Raw genomic sequence first — 16,723 nt, forward strand, 5'->3', positions numbered from 1 at the left:
CATTTACCCTACATAGCGGCAACTTTCCCAAACTGACGTGGAGCATTCGCTACAATGGCACGCCAATTCATCTATCACATGTCGGGGCTGAACAAGTCTTACGGCGCCAAGAAGATACTCGAGAACGTAAGCCTGTCCTTCTACCCGGATGCCAAGATCGGTATTCTCGGTCCAAACGGTGCCGGTAAGTCCACCGTGCTGCGCATTATTGCCGGTCAGGACAAGGAGTTCTCCGGTGAGGCGTGGCTGGCCGAAGGCGCCACCGTTGGCTACCTGGAACAGGAGCCGCATCTCGATCCCGCCAAGAACGCGTTCGAGAACGTCATGGAAGGCGTTGCGGACAAGCAGGCAGTTCTCGATCGCTATAACGAATTGATGATGAACTACTCCGACGAGACCGCCGACGAAGGCGCGAAGCTCCAGGACATCATCGACAGCCAGAACCTGTGGGATCTGGAGCAGCAGGTCGAAATGGCGATGGAAGCACTTCGCTGCCCGCCGAAGGATTCCGACGTAACCGTCTTGTCGGGTGGTGAGCGCCGCCGTATTGCGCTGTGCCGTCTTCTGCTGTCGCAGCCCGATCTTTTGCTGCTCGACGAACCGACCAACCATCTTGATGCCGAAACCATCGCATGGCTTGAAAAGCACCTGCGCGATTACCCCGGCGCCGTGATGATGATTACCCACGATAGATACTTCTTGGACAACGTGACCGGCTGGATTCTCGAACTCGACCGTGGCCGTGGCATTCCTTACGAAGGCAACTATTCTGCTTACCTGACGGCCAAGGCCAAGCGTATGCAGCAGGAAGCCCGCGAAGAAGCCGGTCGCCAGAAGTCCCTGTCTCGCGAGCAGGAATGGATTGCTTCCAGCCCCAAAGCCCGTCAGGCGAAATCGAAGGCCCGTATCAAGGCCTACGAACAGCTGGTGGATGCCGCTGAAAACATCCGTCCCGGCGATGCGCAGATCATCATTCCGGTCTCCGAGCGTCTGGGTCAGGTCGTTATCGAGCTGGAGGGAATCACCAAGGGCTTCGAAGGCCGCACCCTCATCAACGATCTGTCGATCAAGCTGCCGCCAGGCGGTATTGTCGGCATCATCGGTCCGAACGGTGCGGGCAAGTCCACGCTGTTCAAGATGATTACCGGTCAGGAAAAGCCGGATGCGGGCTCCATCCGTGTCGGTGATACGGTCCACCTCGGTTACGTCGACCAGAGCCGCGATGCACTGGATGGCAACAAGACCGTTTGGGAAGAAATCTCCGGCGGTGCTGAAATCATCAAGCTCGGCAAGTTCGACATGAACTCGCGCGCCTATTGCGGTGCCTTCAACTTCAAGGGTGGCGACCAGCAGCAGAAGGTTGGTAACCTCTCAGGCGGTCAGCGTAACCGCGTCCATCTGGCAAAGATGCTGAAGGCGGGCGGCAACGTTCTGCTCCTCGACGAACCGACCAACGACCTTGATACCGAAACGCTCGGCGCACTGGAAACGGCGCTGGAAAACTTTGCCGGCTGCGCGATCATCATCAGCCACGATCGCATGTTCCTTGACCGTCTTGCCACGCATATCCTTGCCTTTGAAGGTGATGGTCATGTGGAGTGGTTCGAAGGAAACTTCGAGGATTACGAACAGGACAAGATCCGCCGTCTCGGCGCCGATGCCCTCAACCCGGGCAGCCAGGCATATAAGCGCCTGACACGCTAATCTGCCGGGAATAACTGCAATCAAGAAGCCGCCGCATCAAATTGATGCGGCGGCTTTTCTTTTGCGCAGGATTATACTGATTGATAATTATCAATAATCGGAACTCCGGAGTAATGCGGTAAATCTATCGAAGCAATGGGCGGCGGGCGCGGGGCGAGATAGACAATTCGACAGTCTCTTCTAGCCGAGAGGACGAGATTGGCGAGATAGATTAAGCGTCCTAAATCTTCCGCTCTTGTGTAGTTTTGAGATAAAGCAATCTCTTTGTTTACTATTTCATGGTTATTTAAATTCGATTTTGAGCCTTTCTTTCAGAGGGTGGAGGGTGGGCAAGAGTATCTGGATTCTGTCGTAAAAAATTCATTTTTACTTGTAATTCCATGCGTTTGGCGCAGTCCAAACGTCATGACGACATTCATCGGGGGGATCGATGTCAAAATTTTTCAGCAGTATTTCTTTTCGCGCCTTGTTGAGCGTGCTGGTCATCGTTCCATTGCTTGCGGCTGTTCTGTTCGGAGCGATGCTGAGCTGGAACGCATATTCCAGCTACATTTTAACCGCGAATGCCGTGACACTGGAGCGGCTGGCGCGTTCTGGCGGAGAGTTGCAGCTGGCGATGCCGCTGGAGGGCGCGGCCCCGCCCGAGCGCCGTCCAGCGATGCGGCAAGCCTCCAACGAGGCCTATCGGACCGTTGTCGATGCCTATCAGGCGACAGTTGAGGCCGGTTATAACGATGCCACACTCGCGCAAATCAAGGCGGCACTGGATGAGCGTTTTGCTCGTCTTTCTGAATTCCGCGCCAAGGTCGATGCCGGGGAAAGTGATCCCATGCTGCCTCTGAAATATCTTCAACCGATGTCTGCGGCAGGACTGGACATCGCCGGACGCGCGGCCAACCTCGTGGCCGATCTGGAGCTGGCGCGTGGCATTCAGGGTTATTACGCCTTCCTGCAGGTCAATGATGGACACCTGGTCGCCAATCGTATTGGTCAGCAATATTGGAAGAAGGGAACGCTCACACATGATGAAGTGATGCGTTATGCCAACAGCATGGCGCCCGCCCGTCAGCAAAGCAAAATTCTACGCGAGCTCAATCCGCCATCGATTGTCAGCCTCTATGATGCGTTCTGGCAGGGGCCTGAGGGCCTCCATATTCAGAAGAGCTTTAGTGCGATGGATGCGAACGTGACCACAACCGTGGCGCCGGGTGACCTGGATGCGTGGAGCGCGGCGATGGTCAAACGCCGCGACTATGTCGGTGGATTGTTGAGAGATACGGCCGAAAATCTGAAAATGATGGCTCAAAAGAAGCTGGATGCTGCCTGGCGGCAATTGACGTTACTGCTTATTTTGCTCGGCCTGTTTGCCGCTTTCGCAATTGTGGTTTCTGTTTCCGTAGCGCGCACTCTTTCCTCTGCGATCCGGTCGATTTCGCTGCGAATGACGAGCCTTGCGGAGGGTGATCGTGAGAGCGCCATTCCCTATACGGAGCGCCGGGACGAGATTGGCAACATGGCGCAGTCTGTCGAGATCTTCCGTCAGGCTGCAGTGCGCAACGCGCAGCTTGAGGCGGAGAGCGGTGAGGCGCGCATTCGTGCAGAAGCCGAGCGGGTGGAAATGCAGAAGCGCGCGGAAGCGGAAGCCGAAGCGCGGCTTGACGAGACGACCCGTACCTTCGCAGCTAATCTTCGTCGGCTCGCTGCAGGTGATATGCTGTGCGAGATCGAAATGCCAATGACAGCGCAGTTCGAGGCGCTTCGCTCGGACTTCAACACCTCGGTGCGCCAGCTGCGTGAAACATTGCTGAGTGTGGACCGCTCCGTTTCGACGGTGGCTAGCGGGTCTCATGAGATTTCGAGTGCCTCCGACAACTTGGCCAAGCGCACCGAGCAGCAGGCGGCTTCTCTGGAGCAGACCGCGGCGGCTTTGGAGGAGATCACGTCGAACGTCGTCGCTACTTCGAAGCGCACCGCCGAAGCGCGCGACATCGTGCGTGATGCGCGGTCACGGGCTGACCAATCCGGTGTGGTGGTTCGCAATGCGGTCGCCGCAATGGAGCGTATCGAGGGTGCTTCACGACAGATCACACAGATCATCTCCGTCATTGATGAGATTGCTTTCCAGACGAACCTTCTTGCATTGAACGCTGGCGTTGAAGCGGCCCGTGCGGGGGAGGCGGGCAAGGGCTTTGCGGTTGTTGCGCAGGAGGTGCGTGAGCTGGCGCAGCGTTCAGCCAATGCGGCCAAGGAGATCAAGGCGCTGATCAGCAATTCGGAGGCAGCAGTTTCCGAAGGCGTGAAGCTGGTGGACGAAACAGGCGAGGGGCTCACGGAAATCGAGAAACTGGTGCAGATCGTCAATTCGCACATGGATGCCATCGCCACCGCTGCGCAGGAGCAGTCTTCCGGTCTCGCGGAGGTGAATACGGCGGTGAACCACATGGACCAGGCCACACAACAGAATGCCGCCATGGTGGAGGAAATGAACGCCGCGGGTGCGTCGCTTGCCCAGGAAAGCGCTGGACTTAACGCGGTTCTGTCGCATTTCCAGCTTGGTAGCTCGAAGGGGAGCATAGCGGAAACCAACCGCCCGGTACCCCATCATTCGTCTTCCGCCCCAGCAAGGCGTGCTGCTCCGGTGGCGCGCGGCAACGCGGCCGTGGCCGTCTCGGCGGATTGGCAGGAGTTCTAGGTCATATCCGCTCATTTGGCGGGTTCTCGCCCTTGGCAAGCAGATTGTCCGACGCAGCGGTTATCACGTCGCGTCGGATAGTGTACGTCATCGCACATAATTGCCGTAGACAAGGGTCCTTCTTGCTGCACTTTGGCTCATATTGAGAAATGCAGGTGTTGTTTTTCTCTCAACATCTCTGCAGCCCATCTTGCATATCCAGCTCAATCGTATAAAGATATCTTTATATGTTGATTGGATTGAGGTGTGGTGTTGGCTCTAGGGCTCGATAATCTTGTGGGGCTGTTAAAAGCGGCGGGTGAGCCGACGCGGTTCCGTCTGCTTGCTCTTTTGTCTGCGGGTGACCTGACGGTGACGGATCTCACCGAAATTCTCGGCCAATCCCAACCTCGCATTTCCCGCCATTTAAAACTTCTGGCCGAGGAAGACCTGATCGATCGATATCAGGAGGGTGCCTGGGCATACTTCCGTTTGAAGCAGGATGGCAAGGGCGCAGAGGTCATAAAACAGCTTCTGTCCGTGGCGTCTTCGACAGATGCCGTGTTACTGCGTGACTATGAGCGCCTGTCTGGCGTCAAGCGTGTGCGTGCCGAGCGCGCACAGGACTATTTCAGCCGCAACGCCTCTGCCTGGGATGAACTTCGCCGTCTGCATGTCAGCGATGATGCCGTCGAAGGCGCGTTGTTGAAGCTTATCGGCACCACTCCGGTGGATTCGATGCTGGATCTCGGAACGGGAACGGGCCGAATTCTTCAGTTGCTGAGCGGCATCTATCGCCGCGCCATCGGTGTCGATGCCAGCCGTGACATGCTTGCCGTTGCGCGCGCCAATCTGGACAAGGCTGGCGTTGCCCACGCATCCGTGCGCCATGGCGATATCCTGAACCTGCCTCTGGAAGGGCAGGATTTCGATCTGGTGGTCGTCCATCAGGTTCTGCATTTCCTTGACCAGCCGGAGATGGCTCTTGCCGAGGCTGCGCGCATGTTGCGCCCCAATGGCCGTCTTGTGGTGATCGATCTGGCGCCACATTCGCTTGAATATCTACGCGAGGAGCACGCCCATGTTCGATTGGGCTTCTCGCATCAAACCATGGAAGAGTGGCTGAAAAAGGCAGGACTCAATCCGGAACAGGCAGTCGATCTGCACTCCGGCAACGCATCCGCCCAGTCGCTTGACGTAACAATTTGGGTCGCACGCGATCCACGCCTGCTGATCGCCGGCGAGGAGCCGATTGAGGCACCGCTTCTATCCGCTGGGAGGGCATAATATGACGACAACCGAGGCAGGCCATCACACAACGGGAAACTTCAAGCTTTCCTTTGAATTCTTTCCGCCCAAGAATCCTGACATGGACGTCCAGCTTTGGGAAACGGTCGAGGAACTCTCGCGCTGGAACCCGGATTTCGTTTCGGTGACCTATGGCGCAGGCGGAACGACCAAGGCGCCTACCTTGCAGGCCGTCGAGCGCATGATTTCCGTGGCGCAACTGCCGACCGCATCGCACCTGACCTGCGTTGATGCCAGCAAGCAGGAAGTGCACGATGTAGTGCGCGAATTGCGCGAGGCGGGCGTCAAGCACTTCGTGGCACTGAGAGGCGATCCTTCGACTGGTATTGGCACGGATTACAAGCCACACCCCAAAGGCTATGAAAATGCTGCTGCCCTCGTGCGTGGACTACGCGAAATCGCGGACTTCGAAATTTCCGTATCCGCCTATCCCGAAAAACACCCGCAGAGCGAAAGCCTTGCCGTCGATATTGATATGCTCAAGCGCAAGGCGGACAATGGCGCCACTCGCGCCCTGACGCAGTTCTTCTTCGACAACGATATTTTCGAACGCTACATGGAGCGCGTCACCAAGGCAGGGATTACGATCCCCGTGGTGCCCGGCATCATGCCGATCCAGAACCTTACGCAGTTGAAGCGTTTTGCAGGGCGTTGCGGCACAAGCATTCCGGCGTTCCTGGATGAGCGTTTCGCTGGCGCCGATGAAGATCCCGTCGCGCGTGCGAGGATTGCTGCGGATGTCGCAGCAGAGCAGATTGCCGATTTGCAGAAGCGCGGCGTCAATGAATTTCACCTATATACGATGAACCGCTCTGCGCTCGTCAACGCCGTGCTGGAAAATGTTGGGTACAGGCCGGCACGCAAATCGGCTGCTTGAAGCTGACGATTGCTGGCATATGAGAATGGAAAAAGCGCAGGTTACGAGACCTGCGCTTTTTTAATGGCTTATGAAGATCAACTCGTTTGGATGTTCGCGATACCCAATGCGCGTCAGATGAAAAGCATCACTCCGACGAACGCAAACGCCACACCCACTGCCAAGGCATTAAGAGAATTTGTAAGTCCCATGCTCTGCCTCCATTCGTTGACAGTAATCATTATGACCGTTTTGTGTCTCATGAAAAGCGAATTTTATATTGCGCTGCAAACGAAAAGGGCAATGATTTCCGATGCTTTGGCATCAAGGCTTTGAAAAACAACTTATATTACACTTTGAAACGCTCGGTGCAAAACGTAAAAAAAAGTAAACGGCCGTGGTTAATGCCACGGCCGTTCTGTCATTTTGATGCAAAGGCTGTGATTGCGAGTCTTACAGGGCGTCCAGCAGTTCACGTGTTGGCCAGCCATCTGCTGGCAGGCCGAGGCGCTGCTGTTCTCGCTGAACGGCGATGCGTGTGCCTGATCCGAGGATGCCGTCGATCTTGCCGACATCATGCGTCTTGGCATCGAGCTTTGCCTGAAGCTCCTTCATGGCCGCATCATCGAGGCCCGGATCGGGGTTCCCCTTGTTGTAGACCGGAGCGCCCATGAAGCGTGTGGCGAAATAGGCAGCGGACGTCGTGTAGATGAAGGACTGGTTCCATTCCAGATAGATATTGAAGTTGGGGTAGGTGATGAAGGTTGGACCCTTGCGGCCTTGCGGCATGATGAGGGCTGCGGGCAGGGTGGCAAAGTTCTTGTTGCCGTCACGTGGGGCAACGCCAAGGTTGAACCAGTCACCAGCTGTCATCGTGCCGCCAAGGCCCGACTTTTCCCATGGCAGATTTTCAGGAACGGAGACTTCCTGAATCCAGGGCTCGCCCTTTTTGAAGCCGAGATGCTGGATGAACTTGGCTGCCGTGAGGATAGCGTCCGGTGCGCTGGACTTGACGTTGATGTGGCCATCACCATCACCATCAACGCCGAAAGCGATGATATCCTTCGGCAGCATCTGCACCTGGCCGATTTCGCCAGCCCAGGCGCCGGTGTTGGTTGCAGGATCGAGATCGCCGTGCTGAACCATTTCCGTCAGGGCAATGAGCTGCGGACGAAACAGTTCCGGGCGGCGGCAATCATGCGCAAGCGTTACAAGCGCGTTGCGGGTGTTGAAATCACCCTGAACGGCGCCGAAATCCGTCTCCATCGCCCAGAAGGCAGCGATCACGCCTGCGGGTACACCAAACTCGTCTTCCGCACGCTTGAAGGCGGCAGAATATTCCTGCAGCTTCTTGCGGCCCAGATCGAGGCGGCCCTGGCTGACTGTGCGCTGGGAAAATTCCAGGAAAGTCTGGCGGAAGACGCCCTGCGCGCGGTCGCGGGAGAGAACCTTCTGGTCGATCTGCGCGCCGGAGAGCGCCTTGTCCACGGCGTCGGCAGAGATACCCTTGCCGACAGCTTCAGTTTTTACGCCTTCGAGGAAGCTTGCAAGGTCACCACCGCAGGCAACCTGCTTCGGCTCATCCGGTGAAGGCATGGGCGTTACGGCCAATGCGGATCCGCAAGACAAAGTGAAAAGGGTGGCAGCGAGTGCGAAGCTGCGTGTCGAGAAGCTGAGCATCAGAATTCCTCAAATGAACGAATGACCCTGCGTTCCGCAAGCTTTGTGGCGGAAGCGTGGGCAGACGTGGGAAAAGCGTAACCAGTCCGTTTGTTTCCAAAGGCGAGCGATTATTTCGCAGCACATCTGCCGGATTTCAAGGAAAAATCAAGCCCTGAACGAGCCTCAGCCTTTCGGCGAGCCGGCCGATGCAACCCAGCTGCGCCAGTTCTTTTCCGTGCCGGCAAAAACGTTGATATCTGTCGGCGTGCCGATGCCGGGAACGACGCCGGTGCCGGTATACTGCCAGAACGCCCACTGACGATCGCTATAGATCTGCGCCGGGTGAGCAGCGACGGATCGAACCCAGAAATTGTAGCTCTTGAACTGACCGACCAGATTGTCACGGTGGAAATCGACGCTGGTGTAGATGATCGGTCGCTTGCCATAATGCGTTTCGATGCGGCTGAGGAAACGCTGGATTTCCGCACGCACGACATCCGGCGCGGGGCGTGTCTTACAGGTGGGGGAGGCAGGGTTCCATTCAACATCCAGCACCGGCGGCAGCTTCATCGATTCCTTCGGGACATTACGAATGAACCAGTCGGCCTGGGCATCTGCCGGTGCGCAGAAATAGTAGAAATGGTAGGGCGCGTGCGGCACGCCCGCCGCCGCTGCCTGCCGCCAATATTCATCGAAGCGCGAATCGACGCGATCCGTTCCTTCCGTTGCCTTGATGAAGGCAAAGGACACACCGGATTTGCGAACAGTCGGCCAGTCGATATCGCCATTCCACTTGGACACGTCGATGCCATGAACGTCGTGCTTGTGGGGAGAGCGCGTGCCGAAATCCTGCGGGTCGTTGTCCTTGAAGCGAGGCTTGGCGACGGACGCGGTTTCAAGAAAATCGTAGCTGGTGGATGTGCAGCCGCTCAACAACAGAACGGTCGAAAAGAGTGCCGGAAGTAGCCGCTGCATGTTGATCCCAGTGAAATGAATGACGTCCCCGCTCCAGACATGACGAAGCGGCGTAATCTCCTGTTTACCATAACAGGGTAAACAAGCCGTTATGGCAATAGGCCTACGGAAATTCATTGGTGCAGCGGCTGGGGCGTCGGCTCTAGACTTTCGGCAGGGTCAGAACCGCCCGCCAGGCATAGCCTCGGGCGATCGGCTGGAATTCCAGTGAGGCATTATAGCTGCCAGCCAGGGCCTGTAGCACATACTTCATGTTGGCGCGCGGCGTGACGTGAAACTTCGCCAGCCATGCCTGTAGCATGGTGCGGAACCAGCGAGGCAGCTCTTCCTGTTGGCCGAAATCAACGATGTGCAACGAGCCTCCCGGCGCCAGCGAGAGGATGGCGCGTTCCACCGCCTTTTCCCAATCCGGTATCATCGATACGGCATAGGAAATCATGACCCTGTCGAAGCCTTCGGCGCGGCCAAATTCGCTAAGGCGGAAGGTTGTAGCGTCGGAAACGCGGAGAACAGGCCGCTCGCGATGGCCTGCGAAGTTTTCGGCTGCCGTGGTCAGCATCTCGGATGAAATGTCGAGGCCGTAGAGCTTGGCGGTTGGAAAGAGCTTTGAGGCGCGCAGAAGATTGCGCCCCGTGCCGCAGCCCACTTCCAGCAGGCTGCCGCCCGTCGGTACATCGAGCCTGTCGATGGTCGTGTCACGTCCCAGCAGGTAATATTTGCGCGTGATGTCGTAGATATGCCGCTGGTGGCGATACATGCGGTCCATCAGGTTCGCGTGGCCGGTATCGCCGAGGCCGATATTCTCGCCGATGCTCTTCATGCCTGTGCCCTCTGGTAAATATGGAAGCCGCCATAGATCGCAGAGCGATCGCGGGCATTCAGCTCTTGCGACCGTTCCGCCAGATAGCACCACTGGGCGCGGATGTCGGGCGAGAGACGGCCTTCGATCACGCTCTTTTCTGCGGCTGTGCGGAAAATCACGCGTGCGTCGGGTGCTGCCGTGCGGCTGATCTGCGACCAGAGTTCATTGATCTGCGTATCGCTCATCCAGTCCTGCGCATCGAGCAGAACGTAACGATCGACGCTCGATGCGGGCTTGGCAGCCAGAAGTTCCGTGAAGGTGGCGTGATGAACGTGGACCCGCGAGGCATTGTCACGAATGGCCTGGTAGTAATCATTGCGCAGGTAGTCGGGCAGATTGCCTTCCTGAGCCTGCGGGTAGCGACGCGCAAAAGCCTGCCATGCGAAGTAATTATCCTTGAGCGGAAAGTCGCAGGCGAGCTTTTCAAGGCGCTGGCGCAGCACCGGCGCGATGGTGTTGCCATCCGAAAGGCTGGCGAGTTCGTCATATTGCCGGGGAGGGATGCCAAGACCGAAAAGCGAGCTCTTGCGCTTCGTAAGCCAGCGAATCATTGGCTTGTCGAACAGCGGCGCAACCTTCTGGTCAAAGAACTGGCGCTGCTCGTCCAGCGAACGCGTCTTGGCCATCTCCTGAAGCTTGACGCCGTGCAGGCGGGCCAGAGCATGGCCAGCGCCGATGAAGCGGCCCAGAAGCCCTGTGCGGTAAATATTGCGATTGAACACGGAGATGCGGCGACGTCCTGTCAACGTGCGCTTTGACCAGTAGGCACGCGTCTGCGGATCGAGGTGCGGCGCGATGAAGCGGTCATAGCCATCGCTGTTGGAGCGTACATTGGCCACACCGAACTGTCGGACAACATCGCCATGATTTGGCAGGTGACGGAAGGCGGCGAGTTTCAGCTTGTTGAGGGCGATGTGGTGCGGGTTGAGGTCCACAACGTCAATCCGCGCCGGGTTGCGGGAAAGATAGGCCAGAACATTGCAGCCACCCGAACCGATGGTGACGATGCTGTGCCCGTCCCGCAGTTCCATCGCCTGCATGTCGACATCCGGATCTTCCCAGATTTGCGGATAGACCAGACCCGAAAACAAAACGCCGAACAGACGCTCGGACATGCCGCTTGTGGACAGGGCCTTGTGCTGAAGCAGCGCGTTCTTGAGTTTAAGGTTTTTACTGAAACCGGTTTTCGGCGCGACACCCGTCATATGATTCCACCTCTCGTTCGGTTGAGAGGCGTTTACCGGCATGACGCAACAGTTTGATGACGGGTTAACGGCGGCTTCATCTTGCCGTCATAACGGCTCCGGCTGGGAGCAGGCACACACACGTCTGAGCACAATCAAGGCTCTGATCGCGCCAGAATTAAACCAGAACCGGGATGGTGAAGCGAGTTGGAGTGCCGCTTACTTGCGAAGGACGTGCAGCATTCCACGGCGCTTTGCGTCGTAGTAGTAGCCACGCGCATAAAGGCGAACCGCATTGTCACGGTTGTTGTCCGCCACCAGCCAGGCGCCGCGCAGATACTTCACCGCATATTTCAGATTGGTTTCGGCATCGAAAAGGCCGGATGCGGGGCCATCGAAGCCCATGGAGCGGGCGGTTGCATGCTTGATCTGCATCAGGCCGAAGTGACCGCCATTGAATGCGCCGGGATTGTAGCGGCTTTCGCGCTGCACGACACGGTGGACCAGATCTTCCGGCACATCATACATCGTCGCATATTTGGTAATCAGTCCGCTCAGCTTCTGACGGCCAGCCATGACCGAACCATCGGTGGTGATGCCTTCGCGGGTGCTGATCGCAGCAAGGGCTGCGTTTTGCGGAGCGGATGCATAGGCAAGCATGGCACCCTGCGGTTTTGGAACCGGGATTACGCTTTGCTGCTTCATCATTTCTTCGGTCAGCGGAATGGGTGCTGCCGAAGGGGTGCCCGGTGCGCTTGGTGCTGGCGGGAACCCGCCCTTCAACGCAACGACCTGCGGAAGTGCTGCCGCAGAGGTGCTTGTCTGGTGGGCCACAGCGGCGACTGCCGGTGCCGTGGCGGCTGGCGCTGCAAGCGCAACCTGCTGGGCGGGCGCCTGGGGCTGTATCTGTGCGTCAATGGCGGCAGCAGCTGCTGCGGCCGCAATCTCGGAAGCGGGGGGAAGGGCTACACGCCCACCCTTGACGGCAACTGCCGAAGCCATGGTCGGGCCAGCAACCTGTGCTGCTGTAGCGGTCGATGCCACGGTTGCGCCTGCCGGTGAGACGGTTGCGCCAGCAGGGGCGGCGGCTGTGCCAGCTTGCGTTGCTGCGATTTGGGCAGTTTGGGCGGCCGTGGCTTCACCGGAGTTCGCTGTTGCAGGGGTCTGTGTTGGCGTGGCGGTCACGTCGGGAGATGGTTGGGTTGTGGCAGCGAGTTTCGGCTGTTGAATATCGGCTTTTGATGCGACTTCGACGCTTGTGCACCCCGCCAAGCTCAGTGCAAGGCCCATGGTTGATGACACAAGTAGAGCCGATGTTCGGCGAGAACTGCCAGGAAATTTCATGCTGCCGCCCTTGAGTGCGCCTGTCGCTCGTTACCCCCGTTTCAAGCGAAGCAGGCAGTCCCTATCCGGCGATCATTAACCTATCGTAAGGATTCCGGCAAGCGGCGACTTGTTGCTGCCGCACGTCGGCAGACGTGAGGAGCCGACCAAGCTCGCCTCATGCCTTTAGAAACAACGAGATAGGATGGTAAATTTGACATTCACCGCGATAGCAGAAGCTGTGGGTTTTCAGGCGGCGATCCGTCTGTATCCAGCGGTAACCGCGCGGCCAGCAATGAAGTGCGTTCTCTTCGGATTGCGCTGCTTTTTGCTGGTGGACATGCGCCGCACGGACGACAGCGTAACCTGAGCGAAGACGGCTTGAGCGGTGAGGCTTGCAAAAGCGATCAGCAGCACAACAGCCTGCATCTGCGATACCATTTCAACGACGTCACGCGTGCCGTTCACAAACTGTATGAGGAAGGCAACGAAAAAGCCGAAATAGCGCAGTCGAAGGGAGGCGACACTGAAGCAATCGGAAAATGTGCTGCCGAAATTCCTGCCGCGGAGATTGTCGTTGTCGGCATTGGCCTCGCGGGCCGCAGGGGTAGCAATCGTCCACAGACTGAAAAGCATGAGCCATCCCGTGCCCGCCCATTGGGCAATATACAGAACGGCAGAGGGAAGAAACTCCGCGCCCGCCACGATGATGGATGCGGCGGTGACCGTTGTGACAATGCCTGATGTCGCGCCCATGACGGCAGCGACCAGAGCTTTCTTGCCACGTATGGAGGAATAGCTCGCAACTTTGAAGGAGATAGGCGAGGGCAGCGCGAAAAGTACGGCACAGGCTATGCAAAACACTAGCCAGACTTGTGCGGACATATGCGTTCCTCCTTGCCCTCCCGACTTCATTTTCTTTGAACTTACAGCATCGACCCAGAAACCGAAACGGATTTCTGGGTCTTGTGTTCATAACGTCGAGAGCGGTGTGTTTGCGCCACAGTCTGCAGGCTTAGCCCGATATTGCGGCACAAAGATGCGTAACCGTTTTAAGGTTACGCTGCCTTGTAGGGCTGGCCGATATGATCCATGACCTCACCGAACCACTTGGCCGAGAGGTCGAAATGCTTTCCGCCCTTGATGCGCGGGAACTCGATGGTGCGCAGCTTGCCGCCCTGATCCTCGTCATGGCCGGTAACGCCGGATACCTTATTCAGTGCGCTTTCCACGGCCAGATCAACCATGCTCTGAATGAGTCGCAGATCCTCGCCATTGGCCGGTGCGGAGCGGGCATAATAACCGGACTTCTGCACCATGGTCCGCTCGGCACCGATAAGGCCGGCAAATTGCTTCTGGAACCAGCCGCCGACATTGATCGTGTCGATCTTGACGTGCCCGAATGCGTCGCGCTTGATCGTGTCGCCTGCAGCTTCTCGCTCGGCAACGATGGAATCAAGGCCTGCGCCTTCGGAAACGAAGAGTGTGACAAAACCGGTCTTGTCCATGATCTTCTTGAGGCGCTCGGCTTCGGCATGGATGTCGAAGGCCATTTCAGGCAAATAAAGCCCGTCGATGCTCTTGAGCTGCTCGCCCATCAGCAGGCCCTCGACATATTCATTGCCCTTGGTCTTCTGGATGTAAGCGCGGGCGGTAGCGGCGGTCAGCCAGCCGCAATGGCGGCCCATGACCTCATGGATAACGAAGGTCTTTGGCGCAGCGCTTTGCTCGTTGCTGACATTGTCGAAGAAGTTCGCACCGACCTCGGCTGCCGTCCAGGCGCCCAGAGACTGCTTGATCGGAACGACGTCATTGTCGACGGTCTTGGGAAGACCGACAACCGTCAGATCATAGCCATTTGCACCCAAATAGGCGGCAAGATCCGCTGCTGTCGTATTGGTGTCATCCCCACCGATAGTGTGAAGAATGGTGACGCCGTCCTTTGCCAGACGATCTGCTGCCACCTGAAGCGGGTTCTGGCCTTCCTTGACCAGGCCGCGCTTGGCGCAATCGGCTGCGTTGGTCAATTTCACGCGGCTGTTGCCGATTGGAGATCCGCCATAACGATGCAGAAGGGGCGCTTTCTCACGCATGGCGGCGGTGATTTCAACGCTATCGCCCAAAAGCACGCCCTGATAGCCCGAGCGATAAGCCACGATGTCGATGTCAGGCGCAATGTCGCTGTAACGTTCGATCAATCCGCCCACGGCGGAAGAGAGGCAGGGCGCGAGACCGCCTGCGGTCAACATTGCGACTTTCTGTTTAGCCATCGTGGCTCTCCTTCGTGTTCATTCCAGATGTGGTGGTGGCAAATGGATGCGTGAGAGAATGTGGCATGTAAAGTGAATTTCTCAAGAAATTCGGGCATTTCGCGCCAATTTTCAAAGCGATTGAACGAGTTGGGCGATATAATCGTTTCAATCGCTCATGCGATCTTCCCGGCATTGCGAGCCTGTGGAAAACCGTTCTGAAAGGGCAGGCGGCAGCGGCTGTCGATGTGTGCAAATCTCATTCGAAGATGAATAAAAGTTAATGACATGCGACCTTTATGTATATTGCAATCAGCCAGCGGGCCCGTATGCTTGAGATCATGATGTACGATTTCGCCTGTTTGCAACTTTCATCGCTGTGGGAACGGCTGCTCGGCGCAATCGGCGACGCAGCAGGCAACGTGCTTGGACGCGTCATAGAAGCAGTGCGGACGGTGTTCGAGGGTGACCCGGAAACACGCCGTCAGGTATCGTTTTCCGTCGCAATCATCGCGCTTTCCGCAAAGATGGCCAAGGCCGATGGCATGGTCAATGATGCAGAGGTGAAGGCCTTCCGCCAGATATTCGATTTCCCGGAAGAGGAAGCACGTAACGTTGCGCGGCTTTATAACCTCGCGCGGCAGGATGTGGCTGGTTACGAGGCCTATGCGGAACGTCTTGCTGGCTTGTGCGGTTCTGGTGAAAAGAACTGCGAGATGCTGGAAAGCGTTATCGACGGTCTGTTCCATATCGCCAAGGCGGATGGCCTGATCCACGAGCGCGAAATGGCGTTTCTAGGCCGAATCGCTGAAATTTTCAGAATCACCGAAGATCACTTCGAAACGATCATGGCGCGCCATGTTCACACTGATGGTCGCGACCCTTACCGCGTTCTCGGTGTTTCGCCTTCCGATGACTTTTCCGACATTCGCAAGCGGTATCGCCTGCTCGTGGCGGAGCATCATCCTGACAAGCTTATTGCCCGCGGCGTTCCCATGGAATTGCACGCCGCCGCAAATGAGCGTATGGCGGCACTCAACGCCGCCTATGCGGCAATTGAGAAAGAACGCCGCGTCGCATGAGTGATTTTCCAGCGGATTATGCGGGCGCTTCCGTTGTGCCTTCGCCCAACCATGGCGAACGCGTGGACGTTGCAGCGCCTGACACGATCATCCTTCATTACACCGGCATGGGCAGCGCAGACGCTGCTCTGGAATGGTTGTGCAACCCGCAAAGTCAGGTTTCCAGCCATTATTTCGTTTTTGAAGACGGACGTGTGATCCAGCTCGTGCCAGAAAGCCGCCGTGCCTGGCACGCCGGCAAAAGCCTATGGGCTGGCGCAGAAGACATAAATTCCCGTTCCATCGGCATCGAGATCGCCAATGCAGGGCATCCCGCTGGGCTTCCTCCTTTTCCGGAGCCACAGATTTCGGCGGTCATTGAATTGTGTCGCGATTGCGGCGCACGGTGGTCGATTGCCCCCGAACGCGTGCTTGGCCACTCCGATATCGCACCCATTCGCAAGATCGATCCGGGCGAGCGGTTCCCTTGGGACACCCTGTCGCACAACGGTGTCGGGCACTGGGTTTCGCCCACGCCGGTCGGCGGTGGACGGTTCTTTCAGCGTGGAGACAGTGGGCAGCCGGTAGAGGCCTTGCAGTCGATGCTGTCTCTCTATGGCTACGGCATTGAAATAACGGGTATTTATTGTGAGAAAACGGAGGGTGCGGTGGCTGCCTTCCAGCGGCATTTCCGGCCCGCTCTGGTAGATGGTATCGCGGATGTTTCTACCATCGATACTTTGCACCGTCTGATTTCGAGCCTGCCGAAATTTCGGAGCGCTTGAACGCGTTTTTCAGAAAAACGTTCCCCTTGAAACAGGTTTCGCGATCGTTTTTTCTGCCTTGCCACAGTAAATCCTTATTGGGC

At 57.3% G+C, this 16,723-nt stretch carries 13 protein-coding genes; 6 read left to right on the plus strand and 7 right to left on the minus strand.

Translation table 11 applies throughout. The annotated features are described in order from the left end of the window. The first annotated feature begins 54 nt into the window (after window positions 1-54). The 4 genes from ettA (at window position 55) to metF (ending at window position 6,560) form a co-directional block, all read left to right on the plus strand. On the plus strand, window positions 55-1,704 hold the full coding sequence (gene ettA, locus ASF69_RS03515; RefSeq protein ID WP_062585297.1) for an energy-dependent translational throttle protein EttA: 1,650 nt from the start codon (window positions 55-57) through the stop codon (window positions 1,702-1,704). Window positions 1,705-2,134: 430 nt separating this feature from the next. Next, a complete protein-coding gene (locus tag ASF69_RS03520; RefSeq protein WP_062585299.1) occupies window positions 2,135-4,396 on the plus strand; it encodes a methyl-accepting chemotaxis protein in 2,262 nt (753 codons plus the stop codon). Between the two features lie 252 nt (window positions 4,397-4,648). Then, window positions 4,649-5,662, plus strand: coding sequence for a metalloregulator ArsR/SmtB family transcription factor (locus ASF69_RS03525; protein WP_062585301.1), 1,014 nt, complete (start codon window positions 4,649-4,651; stop codon window positions 5,660-5,662). 1 nt (window position 5,663) lies between these two features. Next, window positions 5,664-6,560, plus strand: a complete 897-nt coding sequence (gene metF / locus ASF69_RS03530; RefSeq protein WP_062585303.1) for a methylenetetrahydrofolate reductase [NAD(P)H] — start codon at window positions 5,664-5,666, stop codon at window positions 6,558-6,560. Between the two features lie 432 nt (window positions 6,561-6,992). Here metF and ASF69_RS03540 read toward each other — a convergent pair whose 3' ends face one another. From ASF69_RS03540 to ASF69_RS03570, 7 genes are all read right to left on the minus strand, one after another. Beyond that, window positions 6,993-8,219 carry a lytic murein transglycosylase gene (locus tag ASF69_RS03540; RefSeq protein WP_062585307.1) on the minus strand — a complete coding sequence of 409 codons (1,227 nt, stop codon included), beginning with the start codon at window positions 8,217-8,219 and terminating at the stop codon, window positions 6,993-6,995. Window positions 8,220-8,384: 165 nt separating this feature from the next. Then, window positions 8,385-9,176: a GH25 family lysozyme gene (locus tag ASF69_RS03545; RefSeq protein WP_062585309.1), complete on the minus strand. Its 792-nt coding sequence runs from the start codon at window positions 9,174-9,176 to the stop codon at window positions 8,385-8,387. Between the two features lie 142 nt (window positions 9,177-9,318). Further along, window positions 9,319-9,996, minus strand: coding sequence for a class I SAM-dependent methyltransferase (locus tag ASF69_RS03550; RefSeq protein WP_062585310.1), 678 nt, complete (start codon window positions 9,994-9,996; stop codon window positions 9,319-9,321). Next, window positions 9,993-11,243, minus strand: coding sequence for a DUF3419 family protein (locus ASF69_RS03555; protein WP_062585311.1), 1,251 nt, complete (start codon window positions 11,241-11,243; stop codon window positions 9,993-9,995). The genes ASF69_RS03550 and ASF69_RS03555 overlap by 4 nt, the downstream gene beginning before the upstream one ends. Window positions 11,244-11,441: 198 nt before the next feature. Next, window positions 11,442-12,566, minus strand: a complete 1,125-nt coding sequence (locus ASF69_RS03560) for a lytic transglycosylase domain-containing protein (RefSeq protein WP_062585312.1) — start codon at window positions 12,564-12,566, stop codon at window positions 11,442-11,444. A gap of 228 nt (window positions 12,567-12,794) precedes the next feature. Further along, window positions 12,795-13,430, minus strand: coding sequence for a hypothetical protein (locus tag ASF69_RS03565; RefSeq protein ID WP_062585314.1), 636 nt, complete (start codon window positions 13,428-13,430; stop codon window positions 12,795-12,797). Between the two features lie 173 nt (window positions 13,431-13,603). Next, window positions 13,604-14,815: a pyrophosphate--fructose-6-phosphate 1-phosphotransferase gene (locus tag ASF69_RS03570; protein ID WP_062585315.1), complete on the minus strand. Its 1,212-nt coding sequence runs from the start codon at window positions 14,813-14,815 to the stop codon at window positions 13,604-13,606. A gap of 320 nt (window positions 14,816-15,135) precedes the next feature. Here ASF69_RS03570 and ASF69_RS03575 point away from each other — a divergent pair, with 320 nt between their 5' ends. Next, window positions 15,136-15,876: a DnaJ family molecular chaperone gene (locus ASF69_RS03575; protein ID WP_062585668.1), complete on the plus strand. Its 741-nt coding sequence runs from the start codon at window positions 15,136-15,138 to the stop codon at window positions 15,874-15,876. Next, complete coding sequence (locus ASF69_RS03580; protein ID WP_062585316.1) at window positions 15,873-16,640, plus strand: N-acetylmuramoyl-L-alanine amidase; 768 nt, start codon at window positions 15,873-15,875, stop codon at window positions 16,638-16,640. Before ASF69_RS03575 ends, ASF69_RS03580 begins: the two co-directional genes overlap by 4 nt. Window positions 16,641-16,723: the final 83 nt, after the last annotated feature.

Source organism: Rhizobium sp. Leaf311 (genome assembly GCF_001423445.1).
In the GTDB taxonomy this organism is placed as follows: Bacteria; Pseudomonadota; Alphaproteobacteria; order Rhizobiales; family Rhizobiaceae; genus Agrobacterium.